Genomic DNA, 19,882 nt, shown 5'->3' on the forward strand with positions numbered 1-19,882 from the left:
GCTCATGTTGATAAGAAAAGAATTAGGAAGAAAAACTAAAATGACGACACAAACAACAATGAACAACGAAAAGCTTTCTCCGTGGCCTTGGCAGATTGAAGAGAGTACAACGCATTTTGATACAGCAGCAATGGCGACAGCACTTAAAGACATGAGTCTTGGTTGCTACGTTATTAATCACCCAGAGAAAGGCTTAGGCGTTAGCCAGAAAGCTGAAATTACATCAGGTGATTCTGCAAGCTCTGTAAATACACACCCAGTCAGTGCATTTGCGCCAGCTCTTGGCACTCAAAGCTTAGGTGATGAAGATTTCCGTCGTTGTCACGGGGTTAAGTATGCGTATTACGCAGGTGCAATGGCAAACGGCATCTCTTCTGAAGAGTTGGTTATTGCATTAGGTAAAGCGGGCATTCTATGTTCGTTTGGCGCAGCGGGTTTGATTCCTTCGCGCGTAGAACAGGCTATTCAGCGTATTCAAGCAGCGCTGCCAAACGGCCCTTACATGTTTAACTTGATCCACAGCCCAAGTGAACCAGCACTAGAGCGGGGTAGTGTAGAGCTGTTTTTAAAGCATGGCGTTCACACGGTTGAAGCTTCGGCTTTCTTGGGTTTAACACCTCAAATCGTTCAATATCGCGCTGCGGGTTTGAGCCGTGATGCAAAAGGCGAGATCCAAGTCGCTAACAAAGTGATCGCGAAAGTCAGCCGTACTGAAGTGGCCAGTAAGTTCATGCAACCTGCGCCTATTAAAATGCTACAAGGTTTGGTTGACGAAGGTCGTATTACCGCAGAGCAAATGGAATTGGCACAGCTTGTTCCAATGGCGGACGACATTACCGCTGAAGCGGATTCTGGTGGTCATACCGATAACCGTCCACTGGTTACTCTTCTTCCAACGATTTTAGCGCTTAAAGATAAGATTCAAGCAGAATACAAATTTAAAACGCCACTTCGAGTAGGCTGTGGGGGGGGTGTTGGTACTCCTGACGCTGCATTAGCTACGTTCAATATGGGGGCTGCTTACATCGTGACGGGGTCAATCAACCAAGCGTGTGTAGAAGCAGGAGCGAGTGAGCATACTCGTAAATTGCTAGCGACTACCGAGATGGCCGATGTCACTATGGCACCTGCTGCGGATATGTTTGAAATGGGCGTGAAGCTTCAAGTGGTTAAACGTGGCACCTTATTCCCAATGCGAGCAAACAAACTGTATGAGATCTACACGCGTTATGACTCAATTGAAGCGATTCCAGTTGAAGAGCGCGAGAAGCTTGAGAAACAAGTTTTCCGCTCGACGCTAGATGACATTTGGGCAGGTACTGTGGCTCACTTTAATGAACGTGACCCGAAACAGATTGAACGTGCTGAAGGTAATCCTAAGCGTAAAATGGCACTGATCTTCCGTTGGTACCTAGGGTTATCGAGCCGCTGGTCGAACACAGGAGAGAAGGGACGCGAAATGGATTACCAGGTGTGGGCTGGACCTGCGCTTGGTGCATTTAATGAGTGGGCCAAAGACAGCTACTTGGATGATTACACACAACGTAACGCCGTTGATCTCGCGAAGCATCTAATGCACGGCGCTGCTTATCTTGCTCGTATTAACTTATTAACGTCTCAAGGCGTTAAACTAACACCTGAACTGGCACGTTGGACGCCAAATCAAAGAATGGCTTAATAGCGAGAACATAGTTATACGAGTCATATAAATGAAGAAAGCGACCACAATGTTGGTCGCTTTTTTACGCACAAACGACGATAACATGAAAACAGTACTCATTTGAACGTAATCGGTTATCGGCGCATCAATAGATAAACTCCGTGTTCAGATTAACAACTTGTTACTTGTTTGATCTCGCACTATTCAGGTAAGTGACATACAAATGAGTGAAGCAACACAAAATGGTGTAAATTAATAATATTGTCAAAGTAATATGCGAAACGGAGTTTTTACCACATATGCCAGTAGAGCCCACAAAGAACCATTTGAGCGATGCCTTGCCTGATAATGACGCTGACTATTGCATTGAAAGTTCCCCTGATTATTGTTCGCAAGAAAGCAGACAGCTTAATAATGCGTTACCTCTAATCTTGTCTGGCCCCATACTGCGAAAATGCACCTCTTCAGAACTGACCATCTGGCTTGCCGTTTCTTCTCCACTCGTAGGGCATGTCGAGTTATTCAAGAAGGGCATCACCACACCGTTTGTTCGAGGGACATTGGAAGAAGGTGAGCATATTCAAATAGGCGAAAGAGCGTGGGTGTATCAGCTTAGTTTGACCGGTGAGTTCCCAACCAATGAGCCACTAGAGTACGATTTAATCACGGCTCATGGCAACTTAAGAGATTTAATTCCAGATCTCCTGTACAACCAAGAAACCCGGCCGCAATTTGATATTAAAACCAACGCTGATTACGTCATGCACGGTTCCTGCCGTAATCCACATTATCCAAGTCAAGATGCTCTGGTGACCGCAGACCAAAAAGTGGCATCGTTACCTATTGAAGAACGCCCGTCTTTACTCATGATGAGTGGCGATCAAATCTACGCTGATCATGTTGCTGGCCCAACACTCGATGCGATTCAACAGGTCATTAAATTACTCGGGCTTAATGATGAGCAGTTTGAAGAGGCACCGATAAAATCGTCTTCAGATCTATATAAACACGAAGACAATTTTTATCGCAGAAATAAAATTTTGCCGCACTACTTAGATGGAGGAGAAGGCGTTCTCAGCCGACATGAACGAATCAGAAACTGGCTGACTCGACGTGTGCCCGTGTTTAGCTCACGAGAATCGGGGAATCACCTGATTTCTTTGGCAGAGTTTAACGCCATGTACTTACTGGTTTGGTCCCCAACGCTGTGGCAATACGTCGACAACAGTGCATTAAAGAAAAATAATTTTGTCCATTCGGGAAAAGAGCTCGACGTAAAATGGAAGAACTTGTGGCAGAAAGAGCATCCAATCATTGAAGAGTTTATTTCCGGGCTCTCTCATGTTCGCCGCTTGATGGCGCATATTCCCACTTATATGATCTTCGATGATCACGATGTTACCGATGATTGGAACTTAACCCGAGGGTGGGAGCAAGCCGCATACCAACACGCTTTTTCCAATCGTATTATTGGTAACGCACTCATCGGCTACTGGCTTTTTCAAGGGTGGGGCAACGCGCCGACTCAATTCAATGATGCATTCATTAATAGTGTGAAAAACGTGTTTGTTGAAACTAATAGCGAAACGCATGATGCGCTCATTGCATCGCTATATCAGTTTGAGCAATGGCACTATACCATTGAAACTAGCCCTAAGATCCTGGTTCTTGATACGCGGACAAGACGATGGCGTTCAGAATCAAAAATGAACAAACCTTCTGGGCTGATGGATTGGGAAGCACTGAGTGAACTGCAACAATCGATGATAAATGAACCTGCGGTGATCATCGTTTCTCCTGCGCCTATGTTTGGCGTTAAATTCATAGAAACGTTACAGCGAGCCGCAACCGCCCTTGGGCAGCCTCTGTTGATTGATGCAGAGAACTGGATGGCACACCCAGGTTCAGCGAACACACTGTTAAGCATCTTTACTCATTCAAAGACACCCACCAATTTTGTTATTTTGTCAGGTGATGTGCATTACTCATTTGCTTACGATATTCGCCTCAGATTCAGCAAAAGCAGCCCCAATATTTATCAAATTACCGCAAGTGGCTTAAAGAATGAGTTCCCAGATCCGCTGTTAAAGATCTGCGATGTGCTAGACAGGGCACTGTATAGCCCAAGATCTCCTCTCAATCTATTCACCAAGCGTAAGAATATGAAGATTTATAAGCGAGATCCTGACTTTGATGGGGAGAGACGCTTAATCAATCAAAGCTCGATCGGAGAAGTGTATTTGGATTCGAACGGTAGGCCGAATAAAATACAGATATTGCTCGCAAAAGGAGACACTGTCACTTTTCCCGAAGTGGGTAAACTAAAGAAGTGAGTAAACTAAAATAGGGCAATGCAGTCCTGTTACAACCCAGTGAGAAATAAACGAGCCTGTATCCTATTTATGACGATATGGGCGAGCTTTGAAGAACATGATCAGCAATGAGGCCTGCCACTAAGAAGAGAAAGGCCTCATCGCATTTTTGCTACACGACTTATTAACGACACGAATGACTCAGCTGTACTCATTATTAAGCTGTAGCCATTATTAAACTATACCAATCGCCGTTTTAACCCTGCCTTTTCTAAAATACGTGTGGATATTTCTTCAACAGAGAGCGAAGAAGTATTGATATAAGGAATGGCTTCACGCCTAAACAAGGCCTCTACACTTTGTAGTTCAAGTTGGCATTGCTCGGTACTGGCATAATCACTGCCCGATAACCGATTTTCACGAATCTCGGTCAATCTTTGCGCATCAATGGTTAGGCCAAATAACTTATGGCGATGAATTTCAAATTCAGGCAGAAGCCTCATGGCTTTTATATCATCATCAATGAAAGGATAATTGACGACTCGCAAACCAAACTGCATCGCCATATACAAACTTGTCGGTGTTTTACCACTTCTAGAGACACCAAGCAGAACAATGTCGGCCTTTTCTATGCCTTTTAGCGTAATACCATCATCGTGGGCTAGGGTATATTCAATTGCAGCAATTCGGTCAAAGTAGGTGGCAGAGTCACGGTTCACGCTACGAGAACGTTGCAGTTTGGGGGTTGGCTTCATATCAAGGTCGGACTGCATTTTCTGTACAAGCCCTTCAAGCACGTCGTAACAAAATGCTGAACTCTCGAGTAAAATCTGTCTAACGCTAGGAAGAACGATCGAGAAAAACACCAGTGGCTTTTGTCCTGTTTTGACAAAGCTTTGTTCGATCTCTTTGACAACATCCGACACTTTGTCTTCCGTTTCAACGAAGGGAAATGTTTTCTCATTAGCAGTAAAAGAGAATTGCCCAAGCAAAACATGCCCAAGTGTTTCACAAGTGATCGCTGTGCCGTCAGAAACATAGAACACATCACGACTTTCAATATCAATTTGCATATTTTGTTTATACTATCAAATAATGTTGAGTATCATGCAAACCATAATAACGATAACAAAACCTGGTATGCAATTACGTACCCCACAGCTTGAGAAAATTGTTTAAATTTTTTTCAGCCCTTACGTAATCGTTTGCCTTCCCCCTACAATTAAAGCTGCAATGCATTCGGAGAAATTCATGCATAAGAACACTCTCTGGTTTAATCGCCTGTCCATGGAAGACGTCGACAAAGTCGGCGGTAAAAATGCCTCACTGGGTGAAATGGTTTCTAACCTTTCAAACGCTGGTGTGTCAGTGCCAAACGGGTTTGCTACCACCTCCTACGCGTTTAACCAATTTCTTGATTTTGAGGGTCTTGATGAGCGCATTCATCAATTACTTGACGAACTCGACGTTGAAGACGTCGACGCGCTACGAAAAACCGGGGCTCAAATACGGGATTGGGTGTTAAAGGCGCCATTCCCTGGTGACCTAGAACAAGCGATTCGTGAAGACTACCGCAGTCTTATCGATGGTAACGAAGCATTATCAGTCGCAGTACGCTCATCCGCGACGGCAGAAGATCTTCCTGACGCCTCTTTTGCTGGCCAACAAGAAACATTTTTGAATGTGAAGGGCATCGATGCAGTACTCGAAGCCACGAAACATGTTTATGCGTCTTTGTTCAACGACAGAGCGATCTCTTACCGTGTCCACCAAGGTTTTGACCATCGTGGAATTTCACTTTCCGCGGGTATTCAACGCATGGTTCGCTCTGACAAAGCCTCATCAGGGGTTATGTTTACGTTAGACACGGAATCGGGTTTTGACCAAGTCGTCTTCATTACCTCCTCTTGGGGGCTTGGTGAAATGGTCGTTCAGGGCGCAGTGAACCCCGATGAGTTCTACGTGCACAAACCGCTTTTAGAAGCAGGACAAGTGCCTATCGTAAAGAAAACCTTTGGTTCAAAGCTTATCAAAATGATTTATTCAGATAATCAAGAGATTGGTAAGCAAGTGGATATCATTGATACAACGCCTGAAGAGCAGCAGCAATTCTCACTCAACGACGATGAAATTAAAGAGCTCGCCAAGCAAGCTATCATCATCGAAAAGCATTATAAGCGCCCAATGGACATCGAATGGGCCAAAGATGGTATCGACGGAAAGCTCTATATCGTACAGGCAAGACCAGAAACCGTCTGTTCGCAAAATGAGCAAAATGTCATTGAGCGTTATGAACTCAATAATAAAGCGGACGTGTTGATCGAAGGTCGTGCAATCGGTCAGCGCATTGGTAGCGGAAAAGTAAGGCTGGTGGACTCCCTGGATCAAATGTCACTGGTTCAAGAAGGCGATGTGCTTGTTACTGATATGACAGACCCGGATTGGGAACCGGTCATGAAAAGAGCATCGGCAATTGTTACCAATAGAGGCGGGCGCACTTGCCACGCCGCAATTATCGCTCGCGAGCTCGGCATTCCTGCAATTGTAGGCTGCGGAGAAGCAACCCATGCACTGAGCGATGGGGAGACAGTGACCGTTTCATGTTCTGAAGGTGAAACCGGCTACGTGTACCAAGGCGAACTTGATTTTGAAATTCGACGTTCGGCGGTTGATGCTCTTCCTATATTACCAACAAAAGTAATGATGAATGTGGGCAACCCAGATCGCGCCTTCGATTTTGCTCAACTTCCAAATGAAGGGGTTGGCCTTGCTCGGCTCGAATTTATTATCAATAAGATGATTGGTATACACCCGAAAGCGTTATTGAATTTTGAGCAACAATCGGATGAGTTAAAAGCGGAGATCACTCAGAGAATTCGTGGTTACGACAATCCGATTGATTTCTATGTGAGTAAGCTAACCGAAGGCATCGCCACGATTGCCGCTGCATTCTGGCCTAAGCGTGTCATCGTTCGTATGTCTGATTTTAAATCCAATGAATACAGCAATTTGGTTGGCGGTCAACGGTATGAACCTCATGAAGAAAATCCAATGCTTGGGTTCCGTGGTGCGTCTCGTTACATTTCTCCCGTGTTTGAGGATTGTTTTGAATTAGAAACACAGGCGCTAAAGCGCGTACGCAATGAAATGGGGCTAAAGAATGTCGAGATAATGATCCCATTCGTTCGTACACCAAGTGAAGCGGCATCGGTTATCGACCTTTTGGCTAAGTTCGATCTGCGCCGTGGCGATCAAGGCTTAAAAATCATCATGATGTGTGAATTGCCGTCCAATGCGATTTTAGCGGATGAATTCTTAAAGTACTTCGATGGTTTCTCAATCGGTTCAAATGATATGACTCAATTGACGTTAGGACTTGATAGAGACTCTGGTGACGTTGCCCATTTGTTTGATGAACGTAACCCTGCAGTTAAAGCCATGCTTAAAATGGCCATTGACGCTGCGACCAAAGCAGGCAAGTACGTCGGTATTTGTGGACAAGGCCCTTCAGACCATGACGATCTAGCCAAATGGCTAATGGATCAAGGCATCAGCTCTGTATCGCTCAATCCTGATACGGTCATTGATACTTGGGTTAAACTTGGTAACGTTCAGTAGAATCAGAACCATAAAAGCGTCAATCGCTACGCTTCAATAGCTATTTGAACTTCAATAGCTATTTGAATTAGCGACATTTAAATAGATACGTTTGAAAAGCTAGGATGGTTTCAGCGACTTAGTTCCACTCAATAAAGCGCCCACGAGGCGCTTTTCTTTTTCCATCACTTTCTTTTTGTTGTTTTTCCCATCGAATGACTTGGCAGCGAGATCGTGGCTATGTCTTGGCTATCTTGATACCACGGTAAGCGTTTAAAATGCGTTGAGGAGAATCAGCAGGATCACCTTCAATATTCTTATGATGCGCCAGTCTTTGGTAGTGAGACAGTGTCTTAGCTAGATAAGCATTCGCGGTAGTAACCTGCTGAATGGATTGGGCATTCCAAATGTCTTTTCCAACTGGAGAGACCATAGGATGTGATGATTGACTGTTCTTTTCAGACGAAACCAGAAGTATCTCGTAATAGCGTTTGTTGTCTTCAACGAGCGTTTCTTCTTTAAGTCTAAAATCCAGCTCGATAAGACGCTTTCTAAGGCTATACAGATGGTGAACAGGGCACAATAGGTAGTCTATGGATGCGGATGGATTATTTCGATGAATGGCCTCAAAAAGGTCTACCATTAGATCGCCACCAACACCAGCAATGATAACCAGGTGCCTTCCTTCATGCTGTTCTATCGGGAGGTTAGCAACATCAATGCAATGGGTAAACCAAGGCGTTAATGAACTCCCATAGAACTGAGTAAGCTTAGTGTCGAGCTGTTTCATGAGTTCAGGAACAATATCAACAAAATGGATATGACCACCAGCCTGACGAGACAATAATGTCGCGCCTAACAATCCATGGTCACAACAACAGTCCCAAATATGATCGTACTGTTGACCTACCATTTCATCTATCTGTTTTAGTCTATTGCTTATTTTCACGTGTCAATCCCACCAAATTCTCGGCAATTGTAATGGGATTTTTTTTGCAAGCAAAGCAATTCTGCCATCTCTTTTGAGCGCTACACAGGTGAACACGCACAACGCTAAAGTTTGGTTATATTTTCTAATCTTTAATGAAGGAATAGTCGCATCAGGTAATCAATAAATGCAGAAAAATGGCGAGTAATATGTTAAAAATTATAGAGAAAAAACAACCATATCGAATGATAAATCATGAAAAACGCTCAATAATGAATATTTTATCACAAAATATGAATAAGTAGATCCATCAATTGTTAAATCATTGTTTCATTAGAAAAACTAATTCTAAATCGCAGTTTTTGTCACTATTTATTTGCCAAAAAAAACTCTATATTTCTTCCAACGAAACAAAATTATTCGATTTTTAGAGAGGCTACTATGTCACAAGTTATGCATTTAGACACCATCGCAGCACCTACCTCTATGGATAAGAAGACCTACGCGGTTAGTTTCAAAGGATTGATTAAACATTTACTAGATATTCTGTTTGTTGATAACAGTGAACCTCGTGCTTACTATGCGTCTGATCTTTCAGACCATATGCAAAGAGATTTAGGTTTAACTCGCTAATATCTCGACAACGCAGTTATTTGAACGCAGCCAGTGGCTGCGTTTTTTTATGCTTGAATTTTATCAATAATCACCTGTACGAAAGCATGCTCATTGGTCATTGGTACACATACAAAAAAAGGCACCATCGGCGCCTTTAAAAAATAGGAGTACAAATAATAGAATATGAGTGTCTAAATAAAAAGCCCGTTACTTTTTACGGCAGAACTCAGCAATCACGTACATTGATTGACCACCATTGGTTTTACCAGATACAAGCTTTGGATCATCGCCAACACTAATTCCGCGAATAACCGTACCTTGCTTAATCACTTGGTTCGTTCCTTTGACCGGCAAATCTTTGATTACTGTTACGTCGTCACCTTTTTTAAGTTCGACGCCATTCACATCAAGAGGTTTGTCATCAGCCGACATCCCAATTTGTGCCCAAACTGATGTTTCCTCTTCTAAGTACATCATCTCTAACAAATCCTGTGCCCAAGACTCTGAAGAGAGGCGAGTCAATTGACGCCACGCTACCACTTGAACCGGTGGCTCTTGGCTCCACATACTGTCATTTAGACAGCGCCAGTGGTTAATGTCTTTCGGGTCTTCAATTTCACCCAAACACTTATCGCAAGCCATAATGCCATGATCGACAGTAACATGGCTATGTGGTGGTACCGCGTACGCGGTAAGCGGAGAGTCACTTCCACACAGTTCACATTTAGATTGGCAGCGTTCTAGCATTGTTGCTTCAGAAGACATATTAAGCTCACATTCAATAAATTAAATAACGCGCATATTATCCACTTTATCCATATAAATGAAAGGGAGATTTCTTTGTTAAAACAAACCTGACCTATTCTTTGCAAACAAGGGCTCCACATGGGCATCTTAAATCCTAAACGAGTTTATTTGCTTGCATGAAGCATGTATCGCCATCGGTGATGTTTTCTCTTTACCCACAAAAATAAGCGCGTCATACTTCTACGGCCTTTAAATTGCACTATACAGGAAGCATGTTGGAACTTTTATCTATTGATTGTCTTGGAAAACCGTTACGCCTAGAAGGTTCAATGGCTGGTTGGCAACAACTTTATTGGGACAACACACTCGTCTCTCAAAAAGACGCCTCTACCGATTCATCTGATCAATCTGTTCATCAATTCACGTTGTTACACGGAGACGTAAACTTAAACTGCAAGCTGACATTAGAATTGGTCTGGCAACCATTTAAGTTGGACTACGCGTTATCCATCAATGAACAAGTCATAGAGCAAAACTCTCGGGATCATAAAGACATCGAGCAGCAGGTTCCTTTTACCCCACCAAAGGCAGATCGAAAGTTTAGCGTGATAGGCTTAGTGTCTTTGCTAATGAAAGGGCTTAAAAGTGCCAAGCTAATAAAAGTAGTGCTCGCATCGGCCAGTTTGGCGGCCTATTCCTGGCTTTTCTCTTTTCAATTTGCGTTGGCACTGATCGCCTGTTTAGTGTTTCACGAATATGGCCATGTTAAAGCGATGAAGTATTTTGGAATGAAAACCAAAGGCATATATTTGGTCCCTTTCTTAGGCGGGCTCGCGCTCAGTGACGAAAAAATCAACACCCGATGGCAAGATGTCGTCATTTCGATTATGGGGCCCTTTTTTGGATTACTGCTATCGATTGTATTGGTTATCGCGTATTGGGTGACGGGTAACCTGTTTTTTGCAGGATTGGCGGTTTTCAACGCATTCCTAAACCTATTTAATCTGCTTCCGATTTTGCCCCTTGATGGAGGGCACATATTAAAGAGCATCAGTTTTTCGATGAACAGTGTCACAGGAATCGTACTGTGCGCTGCAGGGGCAATAGGCGGAATCGTTCTTAGCTACTCTCTCGGTCTCACGTTATTCGGATTCTTGCTGATTATGGGCACTATCGAAATCGTCTTAGAATGGAAACAAAGGCATCACAGCCACCTGTTGCCCTTAGACCGATACGGCCAAATTATTTCAAGCATTTGGTATGTGGGCTTGGTTTTCGGGCTGATTAGTATCATTTGGTACTTTGCTTCCACTGGGGATGCCTTGTTACAGCTACCACTGCAAATATTGGGTACGTAAATAACGAGTATAGGTCCGGTACTTTGCCAGTAAAGAGTGCCGGCTACTCTCGTAAAAAGAGCTTACTAGTAACGGCTATTTGTCATTAATGAGTGCCGGTTTATAGAGTTCGTAAGGTTGACAACATCGTCCTTGGCAAGATCGTCGACCTTACGTTCACCAGCACTTCATTGATAGGGTAACTGGCTCTGGCTAGCTACAATTAGGTTTAGCCACATTATAGCTAGGAAGTGATTGGATCTTAGCCTTTAAGTCATTGATTCTCGTGTCATGAGAAGGGTGGGTGGAGAGTAACTCTGGCGGTTGTGCACCTCCGGATGCTTTCGCCATATTCTTCCAAAGATCAACGCTTTGGTTTGGATCAAAACCAGCCTGGGCCATAAACTCTAACCCTAAAATATCGGCTTCCGATTCTTGTGTTCGGCCATAAGGCAAAATAACACCATATTGCACACCCACACCCAACGCAGCCATCGTCATTGATTGATATTCAGCATATTCCGAAGCGCCTAAAGCTACACTGGTCACTTGCATTCCAACATTGGCTAACTGTGACTGTGACAGCCTTTCATTACTATGATCGGCGAGAACGTGAGCGATTTCATGGCCAATAACCGTTGCCAATTGATCTTGATTGATAGCGACGTTCAAAAGCCCGGTATAAACCCCAATCTTTCCTCCAGGGAGAGCAAAGGCGTTCACTTGCTCACTATCGAACACCACCACTTCCCATTCTTTAAAACTGGGTTGTGCGGGCACCGTTGTCAGCACCGCTTTTGCGACACATTGAACGTAATTATTCGTCTTAGTGTTTGTACTGATAGGTTGTTCTGCTTTCATTTGCTCAAAAGACTGAGCGCCTAACGAACTCATCTCTTGATCGGAAAATAAGATGATCTGATTCCTGCCTGTAGGAGAGGCGCTACAAGCTGTTAGAACAATAGTCGAACACAGAACCGACAATTTAAATAAGGTTTGCATTTACAATCTCCATATTGAAAGGCAAATTAGTCATTCTATGACAAATGATAAACTATAACGCAAACCAAAAGAGTGCTAAATGGCTATTTGGAAGAAACACATTGATTTAGAAAAATTGAATTTAACGTCTAAAGATACCCTGATTGAACATTTAGAGATCAAATACACGGATGTCGACTCAGACAGTATTTCCGCGACCATGCCGGTCAGTAAAATAACCCACCAGCCGCTTGGCATGCTGCACGGAGGAGCATCGGTCGTTCTTGCGGAAACGTTAGGATCAATCGCCGCCAATTTATGTGTCGATGAAAACCACTTCTGTGTCGGGCTGGATATCAATGCAAACCACATTCGAGCGATGCGTCAAGGTACGGTAACGGGCAAAGCGACGCCATTACACCTTGGTGTTTCAACTCAAGTTTGGCAGATCAATATCACCGATGAACAAGCGCGTTTAATTTGCTCGAGTCGGCTAACTATCGCAGTAAAAACGATTGCAATAAAAAAGCGCCATACAAAAGAAAGGACATAGATCCATGGTCATTCCATTCTCCTTAGGGAAGATTATTGCCACTGCCCATGAGCTGGTAGTCAAATTCGATGGCCAACAACAGGTTGTGTTACAGGCGCAAGCGGATTGCCTCACCTTAATAGGAAAGGGGGCTAATGTATTGGTCGCCAACGGGAGCGGCTGCAAATGGTCAGTAAAACTCGATAATGAACAACAAGTTAACGAATTAAGTATGCTGATGGGGTGCGCGGTTTCTGATTAACTTGATCCAAGATTAAAAAAAGGGGAAACTACACAAATCCATACATTATTTGAGCTTTCCCCTTTATGAGTAGTCCACGTTTACGCGTTCAGTTTGAAACACTATTTAAACACTTCAAAGGGCTAGACTCAGGCATTCAACTTGATGAGATCACCGAGATCCTTTTCTGTACTCGACGAAATGCGCGGATCGTTCTCAACAAGATGGAAGAAGAAGGTTGGATCGAATGGAAACCAGCGCCTGGTCGTGGAAAGCTTTCTCAGCTTAACTTCAAACGAAGTCGCAGTGATGTCAATGAAACTCTCGCTAAACAATATCTTGACGAAGGTCGAATTTCCCATGCTTTGTCGGTACTCGATAATGACAGTGCTAAATTGGCAAGGGTGATTGATGGTTACTTGGGTGTACAACATCAAGAAGGCCAGCAAGTCATACGTTTGCCGTATTATCGACCGCTTTCAATGCTTAACACGAACAAAAATATGCGACGCTCTGAGCAACACATCGCTCAACAAATATTCAGTGGGTTAACCCGGCTTGATGATGCCGACAATTTACAGCCTGATTTGGCCCACAGCTGGGAAGCATTATCGAACCGAGTATGGCGATTTTATATTCGACCAAGAGTTCGCTTTCACACTGGGGTTGCTCTAGAGACGGATCACATCATTGAAAGCCTCTTATCACTTAAATCGACGCCTCTTTTTTCGCACATCGAACAGGTCACGTCACCCAGCGAATCGATTATTGATGTGACTTTATCTTCAGATGACAAACGCTTACCACTCTTGTTGGCGGAATCCTGTGCCAAGGTTTTACTACCTAATCACCTTAGAACCGATAATTTCGATATTATGCCGATTGGTACTGGCCCTTACCGAGTGGCAGAAAATAACGATAAGCGTTTGGTCTTGCAGGCCTTTGATGGGTATTTTGGTTTTCGGCCCCTCATTAACCGAGTCGAGGTTTGGGTGATCGATGAAGTGCACTCTTCGATGATCTTTCCGAGTTTATCGAATCCGATCAAACCAGACATAAATAACCATAATGAAGAAGTTAAATTAGATCCTGGATGCACATACTTACTGCTCAACAGACGGAATGGTCTGGCTTCATCGAATCAGTGGGCTGAGTATTTTACCCACAAGCTCCATACTATGAACTTATTCAGGATGTTACCGGATAAAAAACTGGTGGAATTGGGTGTATTACCGGCTCACGGTCTGAAGCCTGGCTGGTACCACCAAAATCGTTCAACTAGCGCCGTTACCGCTCCTGAAGAAACAACAGTGACTATTGCTTATCATGCCCAGCACCCTATGTTTCCAACGTTAGCAAAAACCATCGAGAAGATTCTTCGAGAAGATGGGTTAAAAGTACACATGGTTAAATACGACGTTGACGTACCTAACGCAGAAGAGATCGATATTTGGGTGAAACCAATGGGAATAGCGAACAACCGTGATGATGCGCTCGTAGGGTGGCTTCTCGATTACAGTGATATTCAAAAAATGAGCACCGATGAGCATTTTAAAAACTGGACTCACTTGGTTGATGCATGGCGAGCTGATGACAGCTTACCCTTTCCTGGGCGGGCGTTAGGTAAATCTCTCGCTGAGCATATGCAGCTTATTCCACTGTTTCACTGCTGGCTTGGTGTAAGCCAGGATCAATGTGGTTCCCTACAAAATGTAAAGTGCAACGCTCTTGGCTGGTTTGACTTTAGCAGAGCCTGGGTCAAACCAAGCATTAACGGAGATATGCCGAGTTAATGTCTAAACCCAACAAAAAGCAACCTGCAAGGACCGTTGATGTATATTGCGCTAAATGTAAAACACCTTTGTATAAATACAGGAAAGGGGGAAAAGGCGCCCTAGTCAAATGTTTCCAGGAACGCATCGTTACCGACTTTACCGTAGAACTAGGAATCTGCCCTAAGTGCGGTATTTCATTCGCTAGAGAAACAATGATCAGAGGAATGCCTGCAAATAAGATTATTGGCGGAAAAGTTACCTTTAAATAGGCACTTAAATTAACCCTTTTTTAACAGTTACCTTGATTTACCTCTCACTACCCACGTCTAAACCATCAAATTTCGGTCGCTTATTGATCTGTATCTATAATTTACGTAAAAAAATCGTTATGGGGTTTTATGTCTTTGTATAAATGTTAGAATTCAAACCAGTTACACTTTGTTACGTTTTGAATCTAGGAGTTACAAATGGACACAGCACTTGTCATCGCTTTTATCGTGACGTCTGTCATCATGATAAAAAAAGAGATGCCAAATAAATAATTTATCATTCGCCCAATTTCTGTTAACTTTTTGAATGAAAGATTACCCAAACCAGCATCTATTGCTGGTTTTTTCTTATTTGACAGCCCATTAAATCAGTTTGCAAGGAGCGGTATTGTGCTAAGTCCTCTTACTCTTGAAGCGTTACATATATTAGATGCAATAGAACGAAGAGGGAGTTTTGCCAGTGCTGCAAAAGAGTTAGGGCGAGCACCTTCATCACTCACTTATCAGATTCAAAAACTTGAGCAAGATTTGGACCTGATGATATTCGATCGATCTGGCCACAAAGCTATCTTTACCCAAGCAGGGCAGTTACTGCTAGAACAAGGAAGACATATCCTTGTGGCATCGAATGATCTCGTGAGCAAAGCGAAAGCACTCGCGAATGGGTGGGAGCTCGATATAACCATCGCGTTCGACGGCATCATCCCTGTAGGTAATTTGTTTCCGCTGGTCAGTAAGCTTGAAGAAGTCAGCAGCACCAAAGTTAAATTACAAGAAGAGATCTTAGCGGGTTGTTGGGAGTCTTTGGCTTTAAATCGAGCGGATCTTTTAATCTGCCCAAAAACATCAATGATCCCTCAGGATCTAAAAACAGAGGTGATCGGATCCATGTCAATGGTTTGGGTCGCATCTTACGATCATTATATCCATAAACGAGTGGGGGAATTTAATGATCAAGAGCGACAAAAATATAAGATCATCGCCATCGCGGATACGGCTTTGGAGCACCCAATTCAGTCTATTAACATCCTCGAGAAGCAACCTCAACTCACTGTTACAACATTCAACGCGAAAGTGGAAGCTCTGCTAGCGGGTCTTGGTATTGGCACCTTACCTCAGCAAGTCGCAGAGCCACTTATAAAGAGTCATAAGCTTAAAGCCATACACGGCACCCAGAATCAAGATATTGAAATCGTGTTAGCCTGGCGCCGTAATAACATGGGTAATGCAAAAACCTGGTGCATCCGTTATCTAAAAAACCATTGGTCTTTACTCGCTTAGTTCTACGTGCTTTGTTCTAAGTGTTTTCAGACACTTGCTTAATGGCATTTACAAACGGCTCTAGGTTCTTCGATCATTGAGCCTAAGCACCATGTCTGCGGTTCCATCTGAAAATTGAACATCAACTTCAAACCCGAGTTTCTGTGCCAGCGTCAGCATACCTCGGTTGGTTGGCATCGTCATTCCCGATATTTGAGCTGTGCCTTTATCTTTACAATATTGAATGATCTTGCCCATGAGGATCTTACCTAATCCTATGCCTTTAAGATCGGAACGGATCAGTATGGCGAACTCGGCATCACTATTTTGATGATTGATTAAAGCACGAGACACACCAATGATGGTCGGATTGCCTGCGGTATAGGTAACCGCAACGAAGGCCATTTCCCTGTCGTAATCAATCTGGGTGAAGTTGGCCAGCGCTTCATGATTAAACTCACCAACGTCAGTAAAAAAGCGCTTATATAAATCGTCTTTTGATACCTTGTGAATAAACTCAGCATGAAGCGGCTCATCTTCAGGAAGAATTGGCCTCAGCAATATTTCTGTACCGTCTTTTAACGTCAGTTTTTCTTCCATTTCAACTGGATAAGGCCGAATAGCTAATCGTTCGTGGGCGTCCTTGTTATAGCGAGATAAGACTAAATCCGCATCAAGGATAGTGAACTCGTTACCATTCACCAGTAGTGGATGAATATCCAGTTGTTGAACTTGAGGGCAATCGACCACCATTTGTGACAATCGCACTAGGAATTCGGATAGCCCATCAATATCCATAGGATCTGGAAGTTTTTGCGGTCGAATTTTTCCACTTTTTATCGCTCTCACGATCAGATAGCGAGCCAGTGTCATGTTAAGCGGGGGAAGCGCTGCGGCGGCATCAATGGATTCATCCCACTCTGAACCACCTTGCCCAATCAATATGACAGGCCCAAATGTGTTGTCCGTCACGACTTTAATCCGTATTTCCTCGCCACCCGCCAACTTGCCCATTCCCTGAACCAATAATCCATGAATATGTGCAGCGGGGTATGACAACTTGGTTCTATCAAGGATCGCTTGCGCCGCATTAGCAACTTCAACACTGTTTCTCAGGTTAAGCATAACGCCTTGAACATCCGACTTGTGCGCAATATCAGGAGAACGTAATTTCACCGCAACAGGGTAACCGATTTTTTCAGCAACATGCACGGCTTCACTCGCATCAGAAGCAATCCATGTCGGTAACACATTAAAATTGAAATACTTTAGGAATGAACCGATCTGATGAGTATCCAACATCAAGGTATGATTTTGTTCCAACTTCTCCTCAATCCATTGTTTAGCGTGATTAAGTTCACCAATGTGAACCGGTTCAGCGGAGGTCGGGGTCTCCATTAGTTGTTTTTGATTTCGTCGATACTCGACCAAGTGCATGAAAGCAACAACAGCACTTTCTGGGGTGCGATACGTTGGAATTCCTGCTTGGGTGAAGATCTGTCTTGCAGGCTTAGCGGTAAGCTCGCCAGACCAATTGGTTAGAATATTGAATTGCTTATGTTTAGGGTGCGCTCTAATGGCATCAACGATTTCTTGAGCTGTCTGCTCGGAAGGTGATACTGCCGACGGGCTATGCATGATCAAAATAGCGTCTGCGATATTACTGTCGAGTAAGACGTTGAGTGTATCGACATAGCGACGATTTCCCGCATCGCCAACCATATCAATGGGGTTACTGTGCGACCAACTCTGTGGCAATACCGTACTGAGCCTATTTAGCGTTTCCTCGTCAAGCTGAGCCAGTTTACCACCACGCTCTAAGAGAGTATCAACGGCCATAATGGCAGGCCCACCCCCATTCGTTATGATCGCCAATCGCTCGCCACGCAATGGTACAGAATGCGTCAGAGTCTCTACCGCAGCGAATAACTCATGCGTATTATTCACTCTTAACATACCCGTACGACGAATCGCGGAATCATAAATGATATCAAGCGTGTCATCACCTCCAGTATGTAGCCTTGCCGCTTTTCTGCCACTGGCGGTGCGTCCACCTTTTAGAACCAAGATTCTTCGATTCCTAGAAGCGGCTCTGGCAGCGGACATAAATCGCCTCGCATCTTTTATGGTATCGACATACAGTAGAATCGCTTCTGTGTGCGAATCCATGCTTAAACGATCCAAAAGCTCTGCAAAGTCGATATCCAGACCGTTACCCAGAGAAACAAAAGCAGAAAAACCAATGTTCTTATCGTTGGCCCAATCGAGGATGGTGGTACACACCGCAGCGGATTGGGATATAAATGCGATCTTTCCTTTAAGGGCAGTGATAGGGGAAAAAGACGCGTTGAAATTCAGCCAAGGCAGAATAATCCCCAAACTATTTGGACCAAGCAAACGCATATTTGAGTGTTTGGCTATCTCTAAGCAACGATCTTGAATCGATATTTCATCGTCTGTTCGGGCCATGTCTGAAGCCAGAATAATAACCGTAGATATCCCTTTTAGCGCCAGTTCTTCTATTAAGGCGACATTTCGGCTTGCTCGTGTACATAATACGGCGATGTCTGGCGTTATTGGTAACGCATCGATGCTCTTATACGCAAGTACACCGCACACAGAAGGGTACTTAGGGGTAACGGGCATGATCGCACCTTCAAATCCACCCAATAAAAGATTTTTCATCACAATATTACCGGCACGTCGATCTTTGATTGAAGCACCGATAACGGCAACGGATTTAGGTTTTAGAAGCTGATCTAATGTATTCATGGCTCGTCCACTGCAATAGTCATCTCTATAGATTAATCAATTTAAGTCGCTTTGGTGACCATTTCTCACTCGTTCTGAACAGTAGAACACGGTATAAAAGTGACTTTGTGCCATGCATCACAGAGTATTGATATATAATTAAAAGGTTGGCTTGATTCTAAGCTCTTCAATCGGCATGATTTAAAGTAATTTCTATTTTTAGGACGTAAGTACATTCATGAAAAAGATTTCAATTGTGGGCCTATCGGTACTTCTATCGGCTTGTGCTTCTGACACATACATTACAGATGTCACATCAGAAAGTTATAGAGAAGACTACAAGGTTGCTGAAGTAGAAAAGCCAGTGGTTTCGAGTGAAGGCACTGCCGAAGGTATTGTTGAGAGTAACGTTGAAACAAACGCAGCCAAAGTTGTCCCTACTGCAGAGAAGAAGGTGATGAATAAAACGCCTGAGGCTGCTGTTGCCATCATTCCACCGACGGCTAAACAGGTCGCTATGAACCCACGTTATGGGTTTACTATTCAAGTCGTTGCGGTAGGCTCTCAAACAAAAGTCGATGAATTTGCGCGTAAACTTCCTATGGACAACCAACAACCTGTCTGGGAAAACTATAAGGTAGTAAATGGTACAAAATGGTATACGGTGCTTTATGGTGATTACGCTACACGTGGTGAAGCGAAAGAAGCCATTGCTACACTGCCAATGGAATTCAAAAACCTAAAACCATTTGTCAAAAGCATCGATTCGATTAAGAATTCAGAATTCCCAACACTGAATAAATTGAACTAGAAACCATACTAGAAATCATAGAGGCTGAGCTTCGCAGCGATATGCCCATGTTATGGTGAATAAAAC

At 43.6% G+C, this 19,882-nt stretch carries 16 protein-coding genes; 11 read left to right on the forward strand and 5 right to left on the reverse strand.

What is annotated here, in order from left to right; translation table 11 throughout:
- Window positions 1-40 precede the first annotated feature (40 nt).
- Together pfaD and QF117_RS04415 are read left to right on the forward strand one after the other, a co-directional pair.
- Window positions 41-1,678: an eicosapentaenoate synthase subunit PfaD gene (pfaD, locus tag QF117_RS04410; RefSeq protein WP_282384894.1), complete on the forward strand. Its 1,638-nt coding sequence runs from the start codon at window positions 41-43 to the stop codon at window positions 1,676-1,678.
- Between the two features lie 281 nt (window positions 1,679-1,959).
- The gene (locus tag QF117_RS04415; RefSeq protein ID WP_282384896.1) at window positions 1,960-3,993 is read left to right on the forward strand and encodes an alkaline phosphatase D family protein; all 2,034 of its coding nucleotides are present in this window, start codon (window positions 1,960-1,962) and stop codon (window positions 3,991-3,993) included.
- A gap of 218 nt (window positions 3,994-4,211) precedes the next feature.
- On the opposite strand, the gene QF117_RS04420 is transcribed toward QF117_RS04415, so the two are convergent.
- Complete coding sequence (locus QF117_RS04420) at window positions 4,212-5,045, reverse strand: pyruvate, water dikinase regulatory protein (RefSeq protein ID WP_282384898.1); 834 nt, start codon at window positions 5,043-5,045, stop codon at window positions 4,212-4,214.
- 178 nt (window positions 5,046-5,223) lie between these two features.
- Between QF117_RS04420 and ppsA the strand changes: the two genes are divergently transcribed.
- Window positions 5,224-7,590, forward strand: a complete 2,367-nt coding sequence (gene ppsA / locus QF117_RS04425; protein ID WP_282384900.1) for a phosphoenolpyruvate synthase — start codon at window positions 5,224-5,226, stop codon at window positions 7,588-7,590.
- Between the two features lie 217 nt (window positions 7,591-7,807).
- On the opposite strand, the gene QF117_RS04430 is transcribed toward ppsA, so the two are convergent.
- The gene (locus QF117_RS04430) at window positions 7,808-8,518 is read right to left on the reverse strand and encodes a tRNA (adenine(22)-N(1))-methyltransferase TrmK (protein WP_282384901.1); all 711 of its coding nucleotides are present in this window, start codon (window positions 8,516-8,518) and stop codon (window positions 7,808-7,810) included.
- A gap of 420 nt (window positions 8,519-8,938) precedes the next feature.
- Here QF117_RS04430 and QF117_RS04435 point away from each other — a divergent pair, with 420 nt between their 5' ends.
- Complete coding sequence (locus QF117_RS04435; RefSeq protein ID WP_017033570.1) at window positions 8,939-9,130, forward strand: hypothetical protein; 192 nt, start codon at window positions 8,939-8,941, stop codon at window positions 9,128-9,130.
- Between the two features lie 189 nt (window positions 9,131-9,319).
- On the opposite strand, the gene QF117_RS04440 is transcribed toward QF117_RS04435, so the two are convergent.
- On the reverse strand, window positions 9,320-9,877 hold the full coding sequence (locus QF117_RS04440) for a PhnA domain-containing protein (protein ID WP_282384907.1): 558 nt from the start codon (window positions 9,875-9,877) through the stop codon (window positions 9,320-9,322).
- A 254-nt stretch (window positions 9,878-10,131) separates the two neighbouring features.
- On the opposite strand from QF117_RS04440, the gene QF117_RS04445 reads away from it, so the two are divergent.
- The gene (locus QF117_RS04445) at window positions 10,132-11,217 is read left to right on the forward strand and encodes a site-2 protease family protein (RefSeq protein WP_282384908.1); all 1,086 of its coding nucleotides are present in this window, start codon (window positions 10,132-10,134) and stop codon (window positions 11,215-11,217) included.
- Window positions 11,218-11,409: 192 nt separating this feature from the next.
- On the opposite strand, the gene QF117_RS04450 is transcribed toward QF117_RS04445, so the two are convergent.
- Window positions 11,410-12,198 (reverse strand): M48 family metallopeptidase, encoded by a 789-nt coding sequence (locus QF117_RS04450; protein WP_282384909.1) that lies wholly within the window; start codon window positions 12,196-12,198, stop codon window positions 11,410-11,412.
- Between the two features lie 79 nt (window positions 12,199-12,277).
- On the opposite strand from QF117_RS04450, the gene QF117_RS04455 reads away from it, so the two are divergent.
- The 5 genes from QF117_RS04455 (at window position 12,278) to QF117_RS04475 (ending at window position 16,275) form a co-directional block, all read left to right on the forward strand.
- The gene (locus QF117_RS04455; RefSeq protein WP_282384911.1) at window positions 12,278-12,730 is read left to right on the forward strand and encodes a hotdog fold thioesterase; all 453 of its coding nucleotides are present in this window, start codon (window positions 12,278-12,280) and stop codon (window positions 12,728-12,730) included.
- Window positions 12,731-12,734: 4 nt separating this feature from the next.
- The gene (locus tag QF117_RS04460) at window positions 12,735-12,971 is read left to right on the forward strand and encodes a DUF3389 family protein (RefSeq protein WP_282384914.1); all 237 of its coding nucleotides are present in this window, start codon (window positions 12,735-12,737) and stop codon (window positions 12,969-12,971) included.
- Between the two features lie 65 nt (window positions 12,972-13,036).
- On the forward strand, window positions 13,037-14,743 hold the full coding sequence (locus tag QF117_RS04465) for an SgrR family transcriptional regulator (RefSeq protein WP_282384915.1): 1,707 nt from the start codon (window positions 13,037-13,039) through the stop codon (window positions 14,741-14,743).
- The gene (locus QF117_RS04470; RefSeq protein WP_017037965.1) at window positions 14,743-14,994 is read left to right on the forward strand and encodes a hypothetical protein; all 252 of its coding nucleotides are present in this window, start codon (window positions 14,743-14,745) and stop codon (window positions 14,992-14,994) included. Before QF117_RS04465 ends, QF117_RS04470 begins: the two co-directional genes overlap by 1 nt.
- Before the next feature lie 390 nt (window positions 14,995-15,384).
- Window positions 15,385-16,275, forward strand: coding sequence for a LysR family transcriptional regulator (locus tag QF117_RS04475; RefSeq protein ID WP_282384918.1), 891 nt, complete (start codon window positions 15,385-15,387; stop codon window positions 16,273-16,275).
- A 60-nt stretch (window positions 16,276-16,335) separates the two neighbouring features.
- Here the strand turns inward: QF117_RS04475 and QF117_RS04480 are convergent, their stop codons facing one another.
- Entirely contained in the window at window positions 16,336-19,026 is a 2,691-nt protein-coding gene (locus QF117_RS04480) for a bifunctional acetate--CoA ligase family protein/GNAT family N-acetyltransferase (protein WP_282384919.1), read from the reverse strand.
- 217 nt (window positions 19,027-19,243) lie between these two features.
- Here QF117_RS04480 and QF117_RS04485 point away from each other — a divergent pair, with 217 nt between their 5' ends.
- On the forward strand, window positions 19,244-19,816 hold the full coding sequence (locus QF117_RS04485; protein WP_282384921.1) for an SPOR domain-containing protein: 573 nt from the start codon (window positions 19,244-19,246) through the stop codon (window positions 19,814-19,816).
- The last annotated feature ends 66 nt before the right edge of the window (window positions 19,817-19,882 follow it).

Source organism: Vibrio sp. YMD68, assembly GCF_029958905.1.
In the GTDB taxonomy this organism is placed as follows: Bacteria; Pseudomonadota; Gammaproteobacteria; order Enterobacterales; family Vibrionaceae; genus Vibrio.